General features: G+C 62.4%; 14 protein-coding genes. 7 read left to right on the top strand and 7 right to left on the bottom strand.

Annotated features, from left to right (window positions below):
* Positions 1–63 precede the first annotated feature (63 nt).
* From AC1RBA_RS03345 to AC1RBA_RS03335, 3 genes are all read left to right on the top strand, one after another.
* Positions 64–999 carry an ABC transporter substrate-binding protein gene (locus AC1RBA_RS03345; protein WP_121669532.1) on the top strand — a complete coding sequence of 312 codons (936 nt, stop codon included), beginning with the start codon at positions 64–66 and terminating at the stop codon, positions 997–999.
* Between the two features lie 77 nt (positions 1,000–1,076).
* Entirely contained in the window at positions 1,077–2,576 is a 1,500-nt protein-coding gene (locus AC1RBA_RS03340) for a sugar ABC transporter ATP-binding protein (protein ID WP_492416566.1), read from the top strand.
* Positions 2,577–2,749: 173 nt separating this feature from the next.
* Positions 2,750–3,760 (top strand): ABC transporter permease subunit, encoded by a 1,011-nt coding sequence (locus tag AC1RBA_RS03335; protein ID WP_070218357.1) that lies wholly within the window; start codon positions 2,750–2,752, stop codon positions 3,758–3,760.
* Between the two features lie 349 nt (positions 3,761–4,109).
* Here AC1RBA_RS03335 and AC1RBA_RS03330 read toward each other — a convergent pair whose 3' ends face one another.
* From AC1RBA_RS03330 to AC1RBA_RS03315, 4 genes are all read right to left on the bottom strand, one after another.
* Positions 4,110–4,535, bottom strand: a complete 426-nt coding sequence (locus tag AC1RBA_RS03330) for a GNAT family N-acetyltransferase (RefSeq protein ID WP_492416564.1) — start codon at positions 4,533–4,535, stop codon at positions 4,110–4,112.
* Positions 4,536–4,595: 60 nt separating this feature from the next.
* Positions 4,596–5,591 (bottom strand): NADP-dependent oxidoreductase, encoded by a 996-nt coding sequence (locus tag AC1RBA_RS03325; RefSeq protein WP_492416562.1) that lies wholly within the window; start codon positions 5,589–5,591, stop codon positions 4,596–4,598.
* Between the two features lie 84 nt (positions 5,592–5,675).
* The gene (locus tag AC1RBA_RS03320) at positions 5,676–5,978 is read right to left on the bottom strand and encodes a Dabb family protein (RefSeq protein WP_070311871.1); all 303 of its coding nucleotides are present in this window, start codon (positions 5,976–5,978) and stop codon (positions 5,676–5,678) included.
* Between the two features lie 126 nt (positions 5,979–6,104).
* The gene (locus AC1RBA_RS03315; RefSeq protein ID WP_492416560.1) at positions 6,105–7,283 is read right to left on the bottom strand and encodes an acetyl-CoA C-acyltransferase; all 1,179 of its coding nucleotides are present in this window, start codon (positions 7,281–7,283) and stop codon (positions 6,105–6,107) included.
* Positions 7,284–7,511: 228 nt separating this feature from the next.
* Here AC1RBA_RS03315 and AC1RBA_RS03310 point away from each other — a divergent pair, with 228 nt between their 5' ends.
* A complete protein-coding gene (locus tag AC1RBA_RS03310; RefSeq protein ID WP_070218362.1) occupies positions 7,512–9,212 on the top strand; it encodes an MFS transporter in 1,701 nt (566 codons plus the stop codon).
* Positions 9,213–9,322: 110 nt separating this feature from the next.
* On the opposite strand, the gene AC1RBA_RS03305 is transcribed toward AC1RBA_RS03310, so the two are convergent.
* Together AC1RBA_RS03305 and AC1RBA_RS03300 are read right to left on the bottom strand one after the other, a co-directional pair.
* Positions 9,323–9,526, bottom strand: a complete 204-nt coding sequence (locus AC1RBA_RS03305) for a hypothetical protein (RefSeq protein WP_070218363.1) — start codon at positions 9,524–9,526, stop codon at positions 9,323–9,325.
* 115 nt (positions 9,527–9,641) lie between these two features.
* On the bottom strand, positions 9,642–10,595 hold the full coding sequence (locus tag AC1RBA_RS03300; RefSeq protein ID WP_492416558.1) for a LysR family transcriptional regulator: 954 nt from the start codon (positions 10,593–10,595) through the stop codon (positions 9,642–9,644).
* A 110-nt stretch (positions 10,596–10,705) separates the two neighbouring features.
* Here AC1RBA_RS03300 and AC1RBA_RS03295 point away from each other — a divergent pair, with 110 nt between their 5' ends.
* The 3 genes from AC1RBA_RS03295 (at position 10,706) to AC1RBA_RS03285 (ending at position 12,394) form a co-directional block, all read left to right on the top strand.
* The gene (locus tag AC1RBA_RS03295; RefSeq protein WP_070288493.1) at positions 10,706–10,945 is read left to right on the top strand and encodes a DUF2798 domain-containing protein; all 240 of its coding nucleotides are present in this window, start codon (positions 10,706–10,708) and stop codon (positions 10,943–10,945) included.
* A gap of 101 nt (positions 10,946–11,046) precedes the next feature.
* The gene (locus AC1RBA_RS03290; RefSeq protein ID WP_070288494.1) at positions 11,047–11,445 is read left to right on the top strand and encodes a VOC family protein; all 399 of its coding nucleotides are present in this window, start codon (positions 11,047–11,049) and stop codon (positions 11,443–11,445) included.
* 100 nt (positions 11,446–11,545) lie between these two features.
* Positions 11,546–12,394: an alpha/beta fold hydrolase gene (locus AC1RBA_RS03285; protein ID WP_230503029.1), complete on the top strand. Its 849-nt coding sequence runs from the start codon at positions 11,546–11,548 to the stop codon at positions 12,392–12,394.
* Between the two features lie 147 nt (positions 12,395–12,541).
* Here AC1RBA_RS03285 and AC1RBA_RS03280 read toward each other — a convergent pair whose 3' ends face one another.
* Positions 12,542–14,629 (bottom strand): 3-hydroxyacyl-CoA dehydrogenase NAD-binding domain-containing protein, encoded by a 2,088-nt coding sequence (locus AC1RBA_RS03280; RefSeq protein ID WP_492416555.1) that lies wholly within the window; start codon positions 14,627–14,629, stop codon positions 12,542–12,544.
* Positions 14,630–15,026 lie beyond the last annotated feature (397 nt).

Here is a 15,026-nt window from a genome sequence, read left to right as displayed (position 1 = left end):
TTGCACCCGGTTTTTCACCCGTAGCACCGTTTGTTTTTACAATAAAAACCCTTGGAGATCCTCATGAAAAAAGTCATTACCGCCACCCTGCTGCTGTCCGCCGCCTGTGGCGCCTTCGCCGCCGACAAACCGCTGAAATCGATCGGCGTGAGCGTGGGCGACCTGGCCAACCCGTTTTTTGTCGCGATTGGCCGCGGCGCGGAAGAAAGCGCGAAAAAGCTGGGCGGGCCCGGCGTGAAAGTCACCACGGTGTCCAGCAAGTATGACCTGAACACCCAGGTGGACCAGATCGAAAACTTTATCGCCAACAAGACCGACATCATCATCCTGAACGCCGTCGATTCCAAAGGCATCGCCCCGGCCATCAAGAAAGCGCGCAATGCGGGCGTGGTCGTGATCGCCGTCGACGTGGGCGCCGTGGGCGCTTCGGCCACCGTGATGTCCGACAACACCATGGCCGGCGACGTGTCGTGCGCCTACCTGGCCAAGCAGATCGGCGGCAAGGGCAATGTGGTGATCCTCAACGGCCCGCCCGTCACCTCCGTGATCGACCGCGTCAATGGCTGCAAGAAAACCCTGGCCGCGTTCAAGGATATCAAGATCCTGTCCGACAACCAGAACGCGGGCGGCAGCCGCGACGGCGGCATGACCGTGATGTCGAACCTGCTGACGGCCCATCCGAAGATCGACGGCGTGTTCGCCATCAACGATCCGACGGGCATCGGCGCCGAACTGGCAATCAAGCAATCGAAACGTACGGACGTGAAACTGATCACGGCCGTCGATGGCGCGCCCGATGGCCAGAACGCCCTGAAAAACAAGGCCGGCCTGTTTGCCGCCACCTCGGCGCAAAATCCGTACCGCATGGCGACCGATGCCGTGCAGATGGGCTACGACATCATGAACGGCCGTACGCCGAAGCAGACCATGGTGCTGTTGCCGACCCCGGCCATCACCAAGGAAAACGTCGCCACCTACACGGGCTGGGTAAAGAACTGATCTGCCTGACCTGAACCACGTGGCGCCGCCGGCCAGTTCGCGGGCGGCGCCAGTTTCACCAGCAAGGAAGGACAGTCATGAGCGACAATATTATTTTTGAAATGCGCGGCATCGAGAAGCGCTTCGGCGCCACGCGCGCGCTGCGCGGCGTGCACCTGACGGTGCGCAGCGGCGAAATCCATGCCGTGATGGGAGAGAATGGCGCCGGCAAGAGCACCCTGATGAAGATTTTATCGGGCGTGTACACCCCCGATGCGGGTGAAATCCTTCTCGACGGCAAGCCGATCAAGATCCGCAACCCGGGCGAGGCCCGCGCCTTGGGCATCAACCTGATTTACCAGGAACTGAGCGTGGCCAAGAACATGACGGTGGCGCAGAACGTCTTCATGGGCAGCGAGCCGCAAGGACCGTTCTGGACCGTCAAGGGCGGCGAGATGCGCGCGCGCACGAACGCCATCCTGGCCGACCTCGGTTCCCGTTTCGACGCCGACACCATGGTCTCGACCCTGTCGATCGCCGAGCAGCAGCAGGTGGAAATCGCCCGCGCCCTCGTGCACGAAAGCCGCATCCTGATCATGGACGAGCCCACTGCCGCCCTGTCCGACCGGGAAACAGAACAATTGTTCCGCATCATCGAAGAACAGCGCGACAAGGGCCTGGCCGTGCTCTACATCAGCCACCGCATGGCCGAGGTGGAACGCCTGGCGCGCCGCATCACGGTGCTGCGCGACGGCGCCTATGTGGGCGAACTGGGCAAGGATGAGCTGGATCAAAAGAAAGTCGTGCAAATGATGGTGGGCCGCCCCGCCGACGACTTCTATGCGCACCAGCGCCGCACCACGCGGGGCGCCGAGCGCTTGCGCGTGGAAAACGTGGGCGGCGGCAAGGTCAAGCCCGCCTCGTTCGCCCTGCATGCGGGTGAAGTGACGGGACTTGCCGGCCTGGTCGGTGCGGGCCGCACGGAACTGGCGCGGCTGATCTTTGGCGCGGACAAGAAACAATCGGGGCAAGTGTGGCTCGACGGCCAGGAAGTGCACATCCACCGGCCGCTGGCGGCGATTCGCCACGGCATCGGCTACCTGCCGGAAGACCGCAAGAGCCTGGGCTTGTTCATGCAGTTGTCGGCCATGGAAAACATGTCGATGAATATCCTGTCCAAGCATGCGACGGCGGGCGTGGTCAACCGTGGCGCCCTGACCCAGCTCACGCGCGAGGCGATTGCCAACCTGAACGTCAAGGTCTCGGGCCCGGACGGCATCGTTGGAGGCTTGTCTGGCGGCAACCAGCAGAAAGTCTTGCTGGCGCGCTGGCTGGCCATCGCCCCCAAGGTGCTGATCCTCGACGAACCGACGCGGGGCGTGGACGTGGGCGCGAAGAGCGAAATCTACAAGATCATCCACCAGCTGGCGGACGCGGGCACGGCCGTCCTGTGCATTTCCAGCGAACTGGCCGAGCTGGTCGGCATCTGCGACCGCGTGATGGTGATGTGCGAAGGACGGCTGACGGGCGAAGTGACGGGCGACGATATCACGCAGGAAAACATCCTCGCTTACGCTACCCAACTGGAAGCGGCATAAAAACACCTATCAAAACCTACTGCGCATCGCGGGTCGCGGTTTCCGATGCTCACTGACTCGGCGTCCCCGTGCTTCGCACAGTTCCGCGTCTCAACCACAACCCACTTCCGCTCGCTACGGTTTTGTTAGGCGTTTTAAGAATACGCCTTAAATAATCATTCAGGAGATAGACCATGACAACGAGTACCACCCGCGGCGCGGCACGCGCCGGCGAACCCTTCAATGCCTCGAACCTGATGCGCCGCCTGGGCATGCTGCCCGTGCTGGTCGTGCTGTACCTGGCCATGTATGGCCTGACCGTGTATTTCTCGGCCGACGGCACGTCCACGTTCATGACCAGCAACAACACCATGAACATCTTCCGCCAGGTATCGATCAACATCGTGCTGGCCTCGGGCATGACTTTCGTCATCCTGACCAGCGGCATCGATTTATCGGTCGGCTCCGTGCTGGCCGTCTCGGCCGTGGCAGGCATGCTGATGTCCTTGTCTGCCCAGTTCGCCGGCTTTTCGATTCCCGCGTTTCTGATCGTCGGCTTGCTGCTGGGCGCGCTGAACGGCGTGCTGGTCGCCCTCGTCGGCCTGAACCCGTTTGTCGTGACCCTGGGTACCATGACGGCCCTGCGCGGCGCAGCCTATCTGCTGGCCGACGGCACCAGCGTGCTGAACACGGAAATCCCGAGCTTTGAATGGATGGGCAACGGCAGCTTCCTGGCCGTGCCCTGGCTGATCTGGCTGGCCGCGGCCGTCGTGCTGCTGACCTGGTTTATTTTGCGCAAGACCACATTGGGCCTGCATATCTACGCCGTCGGCGGCAATATCCAGGCGGCACGCTTGACGGGCATCAAGGTCGGCCTCGTGCTGATGTTTGTCTACACCATCAGCGGCCTGTTCGCGGGCCTGGGCGGCGCCATGTCGGCCAGCCGTCTGTATGCGGCCAACGGCAACTGGGGCACGGGTTATGAGCTGGACGCCATCGCGGCCGTCGTGCTCGGCGGCACGAGCCTGATGGGCGGCGTCGGTTCCGTCTGGGGCACCGTCATCGGCGCGCTGATCATCGGCGTGATGAACAACGGCTTGACGATCCTGGGGCTGTCGTCGTTCTGGCAGTATGTGGCGAAAGGTGTCGTGATCGTGCTAGCCGTGATCCTCGACAAATGGCGTCAGAGCCACGCGCAGAACTGATGGTGCTGGTGGTGTCGCGTTACGCGCTTCGCGCTAACCCGACCTACCATAGCCGCCATAGGCCGGCGTAGGTCGGATTAGGCCGCAGGCCGTAATCCGACAACACCTGATGATGCTGGTGGTGTCGCGTTACGCGCTTCGCGCTAACCCGACCTGCCATGGCCGCCACAGGCCGGCGTAGGTCGGATTAGGACCGAAGGGCCGTAATCCGACAACACCTGATGGTGCTGGTGGTGTCGGGTTACACGCTTCGCGCTAACCCGACCTGCCATGGCCGCCACAGGCCGGCGTAGGTCGGCGTAGGTCGGATTAGGCCGCAGGCCGTAATCCGACAACACCGGAAGCACCGTTAAAACACCAGCCGCATCTCCACATGCGCAATCCCCGCCTCTTCAAATTGTTCCCCCTGCTGCACGAAACCGTGGCGCGCATAGAATGGCGCGGCCACGGTTTGCGCGTTCAGCACCACCGCCGCATCGCCGCGTTCGCGCGCCTTGTCCATCAGCAAGGTCAAAATGGCGCCGCCCACGCCGGTGCCGCGGCCCGGCTGGCGCACGGCCATGCGGCCGATGTGGCCATCGGGCAATAGCCGGCCCGTGCCGACGGCATTGCCCGCGTCGTCATAGGCCACGGCATGCAGGCAGACGGCGTCCATGTCGTCGAGTTCGATCTCGGCCGGCACTTTCTGTTCATCGACGAAGACTTCAAAACGGATGGCGGTGGCATCAAGGCCCAGGGTGGCCCAGTCGCCGAGGCGGATGGTGTGCTTGGTCATGGTGTAATGTAGAAAGAAACAGGCCGTTATTGTCGCACGGCCTGCCTTTCGAGAGGGAGATCAGCTGAGCTTGACCAGCTGCTTGCCGAAGTTACGGCCTTTCAACAGGCCGATGAAGGCTTCGGGCGCGCTGGCCAGGCCCTCGGCCACGGATTCGCGGAATTTCAGCTTGCCCGTCGCCACCAGGGTACCCAGCTCCGCCAAGCCTTGCGGCCAGAATTCCGGCTGCTCGGAAACGATGAAACCGCGCATGGTGAGGCGGTTGGTGAGGATGAAGCGCGCATTGTTGAGCGGCGTCGGTTCGCCGTTGTAGCCGGCTATCCAGCCGCACAGGGCCACGCGGCCAAACGCGTTGGTGCGCGCCAGGGCCGCGTCGAATACGGCGCCGCCCACGTTTTCAAAGATGGCGTCGATGCCGTCCGGCGTGGCAGCCGCCAGGTCGGCTTCCAAGTTGCCCGCCTTGTAATCGACGCAGGCATCAAAACCCAGCTCGTCGACGACATACGCGCACTTCTCCGCCCCGCCCGCGATGCCGACGACCCTGCAACCTTTCAATTTCGCCAGCTGGCCCACGACGCTGCCCACGGCGCCGCTGGCGGCCGATACCACCACCGTTTCGCCCGCTTTCGGCGCCATGATCTGGTTCAAGCCATACCATGCCGTCATGCCCGGCATGCCGACGGCGCCCAGGTAGGCCGACGCGGGGATGTGCGTCGTATCGACCTTGCGCAGCATCGTGCCGTCCGACACGGCCACTTCCGTCCAGCCCAGGGTCCCCACCACCGTGTCGCCGACGGCGAACTTTGGATGCTTCGACTCGAGCACCACGCCCACCGTGCCGCCGATCATGGTTTCATCGAGCGCTTGCGGCGCCGCATAGCTTTTATTCGTGCTCATGCGCCCGCGCATGTAGGGGTCCAAGGACAGATACTGGTTACGCACCAGCAATTCACCCTCCTTAATGGCGGGAATGTCTTTGGTTTCCAGGCGGAAGTTATCCGGCTGCACTTCTCCCGTGGGACGCGAGGCGAGGACGATGCGTTGGTAGGTGGTCATAAGGGTTCCTGTTTGTGGGGTGAATTCAGAATTTAGCCCGTAACGCAAGAGCTGGGGTCAGACCCGGCGGGTCTGACCCCGGATTTACACTTCGTAATCCATGCATTGCCGTGCTTCGCGCACCGCCCCAAAAAACGGCTTGATTTTCACGTGCTCGGGATGGTTCTGGTAGGCATCGAGCGCTTCGCGGCTGGCGAACTCGCTGTACAGGACGATGTCGTAGGTCGCTTCCAGGCCCGGCTGGGCCACGGCTGCCTCGAATTTCACAATGCCGGGGACCAAATCCGAACAGGAATCGAGCAGGGCTTTCAGTTTCAGGGCATTCGTGGCGCGGTCGGCGCCTTCGGCGTGGTCTTTGAGTTTCCAGAAAACGATGTGCTTGAGCATGGTGGCAGCTGCTTGTTTATTAATGAACCATTACTGTACCCGCTATCGGCGCGCCTTGCAGAAAGTGAGCGGCAAAAGAAAACGGGCGGCACTCAGGCCGCCCGCAGACTGGCTGTCAAGCAAGCATCACAGCACTTCGAACAGCCCCGCCGCGCCCTGCCCGCCGCCGATGCACATGGTCACCACCACGTATTTGACGCCGCGGCGCTTGCCTTCGATCAAAGCGTGGCCCGTCAGGCGCGCGCCCGACACGCCGTACGGGTGGCCGACGGCAATCGCGCCTCCGTTCACGTTCAGGCGGTCCATGGGGATGCCCAGGGTGTCGGCGCAATACAGCACTTGCACGGCAAACGCTTCGTTGAGTTCCCACAGGCCGATGTCGGCCACCGTCAAGCCCGCCTTTTTCAGCAGTTTCGGAATCGCGTACACGGGACCGATGCCCATTTCATCGGGTTCGCAGCCGGCCACGGCAAAGCCGCGGAAGATGCCCAGCGGCTGCAGGCCTTTCGCTTCGGCCACTTTCGCGTTCATCACGATGGCCATGGACGCGCCGTCGGAAAACTGGCTGGCATTGCCGGCGCTGATGACGCCGCCGGGCATGGCGGGGCGGATCTTCGCCACGCCGTCATACGTCGTATCGGCACGGATGCCTTCGTCGGCGGCAATCGTCACTTCGCGCGACACCAGCATGCCGCTGGCCTTGTCGGCCACGCCCATGACGGTGGTCATCGGCACGATTTCCGCGTCGAACAGGCCGGCCGCCAGGGCGCTTGCTGCGCGCTGCTGGCTTTGCGCACCGTAGGCATCCTGGCGCTCGCGCGAAATCTGATAGCGCTTGGCCACGGTTTCGGCCGTCTGCAGCATGGGCCAGTACACTTCCGGCTTGTGCTGCTGCAGCCAGACTTCCCTGTACATATGCGTGTTCATTTCATTTTGCACGCAGGAAATCGATTCCACGCCGCCGGCCGCATAGATATCGCCTTCGCCCGCGATGATGCGCTGCGCCGCCAGGGCGATGGCCTGCAAGCCCGAGGAACAGAAGCGGTTGACGGTCATGCCGGCCGTGGTGACGGGGCAGCCGCCGCGCAAGGCCACCTGGCGCGCGATATTGCCGCCCGTGGCGCCTTCGGGGAAGGCGCAGCCGACCAGCACGTCTTCCACTTCTTCCGCCTCGATGCGCGCGCGCTCGACGGCGGCCGCCAGCACATGGCCGCCCAGGGTGGCGCCATGCGTCATGTTGAACGCGCCCTTCCAGGACTTGGCCAGGCCCGTGCGGGCGGTCGATACGATGACGGCTTCATTCATGCTGTGTCTCCTTGTGGGGATATTATTGGGTGGGGTGTCTGCGGAATGAGAATAGCACATTTAAGTACGGTCGTTCGCAAAGTTGGAATGATCGGCAATTTGTAAGCTTGGTGTAAGTTTCAAGCAAGCATGACGTAAGGTTCGGAGAACACACTCGCCCCAAGCTGTTGCAAGAATGGTCAAAAAGACCTCGGCACCAGTTCACTATAAAACATAGGGAGACAAACCATGGCATCACCATCCGGCTCGGCCGACGTACGGAAAATGTCCACCAAGGGAACGCCGATTACGCCCGAGGAACGCAAGGTCATCTTTGCATCCTCGCTCGGCACCGTTTTTGAATGGTACGATTTTTACCTGTACGGTTCGCTGGCATCCATCATCGCCAAGCAATTCTTCATCGGCGACCCCACCACCACCTTCATTTTCGCGCTGCTGGCCTTTGCCGCCGGCTTCATCGTGCGTCCGTTCGGCGCGCTGGTCTTCGGCCGCCTGGGCGACATGATCGGCCGCAAGTACACTTTCCTGATCACGATTCTGATCATGGGCGGCTCCACCTTCATCGTCGGCTTGCTGCCGGGCCATGCGTCCATCGGCATCGCCGCACCGATCATCCTCGTCATCCTGCGCATCCTGCAAGGCCTGGCGCTGGGCGGCGAATACGGCGGCGCAGCCACCTATGTGGCCGAGCACGCGCCTGAAGGCAAGCGCGGCGCGTTCACGGCGTGGATACAGACGACGGCAACGCTGGGCTTCTTCCTGTCGCTGATGGTCATCCTGGGCACCCGCCTGGCGACCGGCGAGAAGGATTTCGAGGCGTGGGGCTGGCGCATTCCCTTCCTCGTTTCCGTCATCCTGCTCGGTATTTCCGTGTGGATCCGCTTGGCCATGAATGAATCGCCGGCATTTGCCAAGATGAAAGCCGAGGGCAAGACCTCGAAGGCGCCGCTGACGGAAGCGTTCGGCAAGTGGAAAAACCTGAAGATCGTCATCCTGGCCCTGATCGGCCTGACCGCCGGCCAGGCCGTCGTCTGGTACACGGGCCAGTTCTACGCCCTGTTCTTCATGATCCAGACCCTGAAAGTGGACCTGGCCACGGCCAACGTGCTCGTCGCCATCGCCCTGCTGCTGGCCACGCCGTTCTTCCTGTTCTTCGGCAGCCTGTCGGACCGCATCGGCCGCAAGTACATCATCCTCGGCGGCTGCCTGATCGCCGCCCTGACCTACTTCCCGATCTTCAACGGCCTGACCCACTTCGCCAATCCGCAGCTGGAAGCTGCACTGAAGAACTCGCCAGTGGTGGTGGTGGCCGATCCCGCTTCCTGCCACTTCCAGTTCAACATGACCGGTACCAAGAAGTTCCCGTCGTCGTGCGACATCGCCACCGGCTTCCTGTCGAACAGCTCGGTGAACTACACGAAGGAAGACGCGCCAGCGGGCAGCATCGCCAAGGTACGCATCGGTGCGAAGGAATTTACCTCGTTTAACGCCGTCATGACGCCGGACGGCCTGAACTTCGATGCCGAGAGCAAGGCCCATGAAGCAGCGCTGAAGAAAGAAATCGGCGCCGGCATCAAGGAAGCGGGCTACCCTGCGAAAGCCGATCCGGACCAGATCAACAAGCCGATGGTCGTCTTGCTGCTGTTCATCCTGGTGCTGTACGTGACCATGGTGTATGGCCCGATCGCCGCCATGCTGGTGGAAATGTTCCCGACGCGTATACGTTACACCTCGATGTCGCTGCCCTACCATATCGGTAACGGCTGGTTCGGCGGCTTGCTGCCGACCACGGCCTTCGCGCTGGTGGCCTTCAAGGGCGATATCTATTACGGCCTGTGGTATCCGATCGTCGTCGCCCTGGCGACTGTCGTGATCGGCACCCTGTTCGTCAAGGAAACCAAGGACAACAATATCTACGCCGACGACTGATCCGATGCAAGCCCCGGCCGCCAGGCCGGGGCCCGCAAAGCAAAACGCCGCTGACTCGTCAGCGGCGTTTGTTTTTTTAAGCAGCGTATGCGGCGCAGGCGGCGGCAAGCCTATTTTTCGCTCTTGCCCTTTTTCAGCTGGTCGCGCTGCTGCACGTATTCCTGGTAGCTGGTCTGGTTGCGCTTGCGGCAGGCGTTGCGGTCGTCGAAATTATTAAGGCTGTTGCAATACTCGCCGATCTTGTCCCGGTTCGCGTCATACAGTACTTCGCAGCCAGTGATGGCCAGCAAGAAGGGAACGATCAGATATTTCATTGCTACTCTCATGGATAGGGACGGATTGCGCGAAAAAACACCAGATTGCCCGCTGGATAAGCGTGCAGCTTTATCTTAACGCGATCCTGGCGAAAAGTACAAGCGCTCGGTATTACTAAATAGAAAGGATTCCCGGCGTGCCGCGCGCCAGGGCAGCCACCTCATCGGCACCGGCATCCTCATTCAACAGCGGGTTGGCCGCCGCAAACGCCGCCAGGTGCTCGAGCAGCACGCGCACGCGGGCCGGCAGGTAGCGCCGCTGCGTCCACACGGCATACACATGGCGCGGCTGCGGCATCCAGTCGGGCAGCACGCGCACGAGCGAACCACGCGCCACCTCGTCGCGGCACTGCAAAAGCGGGCACAGCAAGATGCCGATGCCTGCATCGGCCATCTCCACGGCCAGGCGCATTTCGTTGACGCGCAGGCGCGCCTGCGGCTCGATCAGCATTTCGGCGCCGTCGCCGGGCCGCCGCAAGCGCCAGCTGCGCAGCGGTTCGGCCACGATCAGCTCGTGCTTTTCCAGTTCCTGCAAGTCGCGCGGCACGCCCGCGCGCGCCAGGTAGCCGGGCGCGGCCACCATCACCAGCGCGGCGCTGCCCAGGCGGCGCTGCATCAGCGAGGAATCGTCGAGCGCGCCCACGCGGATGGCCAGGTCGGCGCCGCTGCCCACGAGGTCTTGCAGCAGGTTCGACAGTTCCAGTTCCAGGCGGATGTCCGGGTATTTCTGCATGAAGCTGACCCAGGCCGGCGTCAGCAAGCCGCTGGCAAAGTTGACGGGCGCCAGCACGCGGATACTGCCCGAAACGGCCGACAGGCTGGCGTCGAGCTGCTGCGTCGCCTGCCGCAAGGCATGCACCAAAGGACGGCACTGCTCGTAGTATTGCCAGCCTTCCGCCGTCGGCTGCAGGCGGCGCGCGCTGCGGTTCAGCAAACGGTAACCGAGCTGGCTTTCCAGCTTCTGCAGCCGGCGCGTGACGGTGGCGGCGGGCAAGTCTTCCTTGACGGCCGCCGCATGCAGGCTGCCCGCCTCGACGATGGCGACAAACAGGGCTAGGTCATCGAGCATGATTCGTCAAGCATGATTGCATTTTCGGAATTTGAAATTAAAAATATGGCTCTAGTATAGATTGCTGCAAGTTGTTACGCTGCATATCTTCACCATTTTGAAAGTGTCCCATGTCCGACGCCCTGCGCCTGCGCTGCGTATTTGCCTTCCTGATGTCGCTGCTCATGACCCTGCTGATGAGCGCCTGGGTCACCTGGCTCAATATCGGCTTGCAGGCGGACTTCCTGCCCCGCTGGCGCCATGCCTTCTTTGCCGCCTGGCCCGTGGCCTTCTGCGCCGTGATGCTGTTCGCGCCCCGCGTGCAGCTGATGAGCCGCAACATCGTGGCGCGGCTCGCCCGCCACCCTTAACCGGCAGTCAACCAGCAACGGTATCACTCGGTCACTGCCGCCCACGGCCGCCCTGATCCGGGCTATGCTATGGCCGTCCTGTTTTTTACAGCGGAGTGCCCATGCTCGATCACGTATCCCTCACCGTCAGCGACCTGGAACGCGCCGAGCGCTTCTATGACGCCGTCTTTGCCGCGCTCGACGTGCCCAAGGTAGGCAGCGACCATGCCAACGCCTGGATAGGCTACGGCGAGCGCAGCGATGCACAGCACCCCGAGCGCAGCTACTTTTCCGTGCGCCTGGGCCCGCAGCCCGACGACGCGCCGCGCCGCCACTGCTGCTTCAAGGCCCCCTCGCGCGCGGCCGTGGAAGCGTTTTGGCAGGCCGGACTGGCGCATGGCGGCATCGACCTGGGCGCGCCCGGCCTGCGCCACTATCACGCCAGCTATTACGCGGCCTTTCTGTTCGATCCGGACGGCAACCGGATCGAAGCCGTCTGCCACCGCGCCGAGGCCGGCTGACAGGTGGGGAAATCCGGCTCTGTTCGGCATTTCCACTTCGAGACGATTTGCCTATAATGGCTGGCACGCCATACCGGTCCGTGAACAAAGAAGGAGATTCATGCATCATCTATTCGTCGGCCGCCCCGCGCGCACCATGCTCCTCTCCAGCGCCGGCTTGCTGCTGGCAGGCTGTTTTTCCGGCTGCTCTCTGTTTCCATCCGCCCCGGCCACGCCAGGTGTGCCGGCCACTGCGGCCCTGCCCGACGCCAGCATCGCGTATACCCTGAGCGGCCAGGACGGCTTGCCCGTCGTGTTCCAGTCGGCCATGGGCGACGGCAAGGATGTATGGGCCAAGGTCGTGCCGGAAGTCGCCCGGCAGCACCGCGTGCTCGTCTACGACCGTCCCGGCTATGGCGACAGCCAGAAGACCACCACGCCGCGCGATCCCTGCACCATTGCCGCCCAGCAGCGCGCCCTGCTGGCGCAAGCGGGCCTGAAGCCGCCGTATGTGCTGGTCGGCCATGGCCTGGGCGGGCTGTACCAGTACGTGTATGCCAGGCTGTACCCGCAGGACGTGGCCGGTCTGGTCCTCCTCGACCCCACGCACCCGCAGCAGTGGAACCGCCTGCAGACGGACGCGTCCACCTACGCCATGCTCGTGAAGACGCGGCGCAAACTCATGTTCAACAGTACGGAATCGGCCGAATTCGATGCCCAGACGCAATGTCTGCAACACGTCGACATGAACAGCCCGCTGCGCGTGCCCGCCATGCTGCTGGTGCGCGACAAGTTCGGCATCGAGGAAATGGGCTCGTTTGAAAACGTGGTGCGGGCGCAGGAAAAGGATTGGCAGCGCCTGTCCGGCGCGCCGGCCATCGAGCGCATCACGGGCGCCGGCTATTACATCCAGAAAGACAACCCCGTCATCGTCAACGAGGCGGTCAAGATGGTCGCGAAGAAGAAGTAAACATGCTTGCTGGCGTCCGTGGTGGTGTCGGATTACGCGGCGTGCCGCCGCTAATCCGACCTACGCCTCTACGAGGGCTCAAGAGCCGGGTAGGTCGGATTAGCGCGGCAAAGCCGCGCGTAATCCGACAATATTGTTGGCGTCGGCTTAGCTATTGAAACCCTTGCCTTCGCCCGCCAGCTTCACCAGCAGCGGCGCCGGCGTCCACGCTTCGCCGTGGCGGCCTTTGGCGTAGCCGGCGATCGTATCGAGCACGTTCGGCAAGCCCACCGTGTCCGCGTAGAACATCGGGCCGCCGCGGAACAGCGGGAAGCCGTAGCCCGTCAAATACACCATGTCGATATCCGAGGCGCGCAAGGCGATGCCCTCTTCCAGGATGCGCGCGCCTTCATTGACGAGCGCATACACGAGGCGTTCGACGATTTCCTGGTCGCTGATCTTGCGCCGCGTCACGCCGATGTCGGCGGAATGCTGGACGATCATGGCGTTGACCTGTTCCGACGGATACGCCTTGCGGTCGCCCGCCTTGTAGTCATACCAGCCGGCGCCCGTCTTCTGGCCGTAGCGCCCCAGTTCGCACAGCAGGTCGGCCGTCTTCGAATACGTGACGTCCGGCTTTTCCACGTAGCGGCGCTTGCGGATGGCCCAGCCAATGTCGTTGCCGGCCAGGTCGCCCATGCGGAACGGACCCATGGCAAAGCCGAATTTCTCGACGGCCTTGTCGACCTGCTCCGGCAAGCAGCCTTCTTCCAGAAGGAAACCGGCCTGGCGGCTGTATTGCTCGATCATGCGGTTGCCGATAAAGCCGTCGCACACGCCCGAGACGACGCCCGTCTTCTTCAGCTTTTTCGACAGCGCCAGCGCCGTGGCCAGCACGTCCTTGCCCGTTTCCTTGCCACGCACGATTTCCAGCAGTTTCATGACGTTCGCCGGGCTGAAGAAATGCGTACCGATCACGTCTTGCGGACGCTGGGTGAACGCGGCGATCTTGTCCAGGTCCAGGGTGGACGTGTTCGAGGCAAGGATGGCGCCCGGCTTCATGACGGCGTCAAGCTGCTTGAAGACGGTTTCCTTCACGCCCAGTTCTTCGAACACGGCTTCGATGACGATGTCGGCTTGCGCGATGTCGGCATACGCCAACGTGCCGCTGACCAGCGCGATGCGCTGCTCGGCCTTCTCTTGCGTCAACTTGCCCTTCTTGACCGTGTTTTCATAATTCTTGCGGATCGTGGCCAGGCCTTTGTCCAGCGCTTCCTGCTTCGTTTCCAGCAGCATCACGGGAATGCCCGCGTTGGCGAAGTTCATGGCGATGCCGCCGCCCATGGTGCCGGCGCCCACGATGGCCGCGCTGGCGATCGTGCGCACGGGCGTGTCGGCCGGCACGTCGGGCACCTTGCTGGCGACCCGTTCGGCAAAGAAGGCGTGGCGCAGGGCTTTCGATTCCGGCGACTGCACCAGTTGCATGAACAGTTCGCGCTCGTACTTCAAGCCATCGTCGAATTTCATCGTCACGGCGGCCGCCACGGCGTCCACGCATTTGAGCGGTGCGGGGAACGGGCCGGACATGGCTTTGACGGTATTGCGCGAAAACTGCAGGAACGCTTCATGGTTCGGGTAATCGACCTTGCGCTCGCGCACTTTCGGCAGCGGGCGCACGTCGGCTATCTTCGTGGCGAAGGCCACGGCGGCGGCCAGCAAGTCGGCGCCGGGGGCGATGACTTCGTCGAACAGGGCCGTGCCGGCCAGTTTTTCGGACGCCACGGGCGTGCCCGAGACGATCATGTTGAGGGCCATTTCCAGGCCCAGCACACGCGGCAGGCGCTGCGTGCCGCCCGCGCCCGGCAAGATGCCGAGTTTGACTTCCGGCAAGGCCATCTGCGCGCCAGGCGCGGCCACGCGGTAGTTGCAACCGAGCGCCAGCTCCAGGCCGCCACCCATGCAGACGCTGTGGATGGCCGCCACGACAGGCTTGGTCGACTGTTCGACGACGTTGATCAGGGTGTGCAGGGTCGGTTCCGTGAGCGCCTTGGGCGAATTGAATTCCTTGATATCGGCGCCGCCCGAAAAGGCCTTGCCGGCGCCCGTGATGACGATGGCTTTGACGGACTCGTCCTCCAGCGCCTGGCGGATGCCGGTCACGGCGGCCGTGCGCGTCGCCAGGCCCAGACCATTGACGGGCGGATTGGCCAGGGTAATGACGGCAACGGCGCCGTTCACTTGATATTCAGCACTCATGTCTCTTCCTTATTGGTTTTGCTCAACGTATGAGGTGGTTGCAAGGGATGAAGCTTTACTATACCGCATAAAAGAACGCTCGTATTATTTTTGTCGTGTGCGCGCGGCCGCCAGCATGCTACGCCATGGTACAACATCGTTTGCGGATCGATTCTGCTGCCGACAGCAAACTCCGGCAGAAGCTATCAATTGGATATTCATTCAAATAACAAAACCGCAATAATAATAACGTCGTTTTATTCTGCGAAGGAATGCGTTTGTGATATGCCGGCATGGGGTAATTACGACAATTCTTACATTATTTATTCCCTCCCCTTGTTTTTCGCCAGACGCTGGGGAATAATAAAATTATTGATTCAAATCAATACTCTACAATTTATCTCCTATAGGCCAAGCG

It is taken from the genome of Janthinobacterium sp. GW823-FHT03B06 (genome assembly GCF_058796955.1).
The sequence above is the reverse complement of the archived record's forward strand: the minus strand, read 5'-3'. Positions and strand labels throughout refer to the sequence as shown.

Coding starts and splice junctions, on each gene's coding strand:
- AC1RBA_RS03335 (WP_070218357.1), top strand. CDS start 2,750: ATGACAACGAGTACCACCCGCGGCGCGGCACGCGCCGGCGAACCCTTC.
- AC1RBA_RS03310 (WP_070218362.1), top strand. CDS start 7,512: ATGGCATCACCATCCGGCTCGGCCGACGTACGGAAAATGTCCACCAAG.
- AC1RBA_RS03280 (WP_492416555.1), bottom strand. CDS start 14,629: ATGAGTGCTGAATATCAAGTGAACGGCGCCGTTGCCGTCATTACCCTG.
- AC1RBA_RS03325 (WP_492416562.1), bottom strand. CDS start 5,591: ATGACCACCTACCAACGCATCGTCCTCGCCTCGCGTCCCACGGGAGAA.
- AC1RBA_RS03295 (WP_070288493.1), top strand. CDS start 10,706: ATGTCCGACGCCCTGCGCCTGCGCTGCGTATTTGCCTTCCTGATGTCG.
- AC1RBA_RS03345 (WP_121669532.1), top strand. CDS start 64: ATGAAAAAAGTCATTACCGCCACCCTGCTGCTGTCCGCCGCCTGTGGC.
- AC1RBA_RS03300 (WP_492416558.1), bottom strand. CDS start 10,595: ATGCTCGATGACCTAGCCCTGTTTGTCGCCATCGTCGAGGCGGGCAGC.
- AC1RBA_RS03285 (WP_230503029.1), top strand. CDS start 11,546: ATGCATCATCTATTCGTCGGCCGCCCCGCGCGCACCATGCTCCTCTCC.
- AC1RBA_RS03330 (WP_492416564.1), bottom strand. CDS start 4,535: ATGACCAAGCACACCATCCGCCTCGGCGACTGGGCCACCCTGGGCCTT.
- AC1RBA_RS03305 (WP_070218363.1), bottom strand. CDS start 9,526: ATGAAATATCTGATCGTTCCCTTCTTGCTGGCCATCACTGGCTGCGAA.
- AC1RBA_RS03340 (WP_492416566.1), top strand. CDS start 1,077: ATGAGCGACAATATTATTTTTGAAATGCGCGGCATCGAGAAGCGCTTC.
- AC1RBA_RS03315 (WP_492416560.1), bottom strand. CDS start 7,283: ATGAATGAAGCCGTCATCGTATCGACCGCCCGCACGGGCCTGGCCAAG.
- AC1RBA_RS03290 (WP_070288494.1), top strand. CDS start 11,047: ATGCTCGATCACGTATCCCTCACCGTCAGCGACCTGGAACGCGCCGAG.
- AC1RBA_RS03320 (WP_070311871.1), bottom strand. CDS start 5,978: ATGCTCAAGCACATCGTTTTCTGGAAACTCAAAGACCACGCCGAAGGC.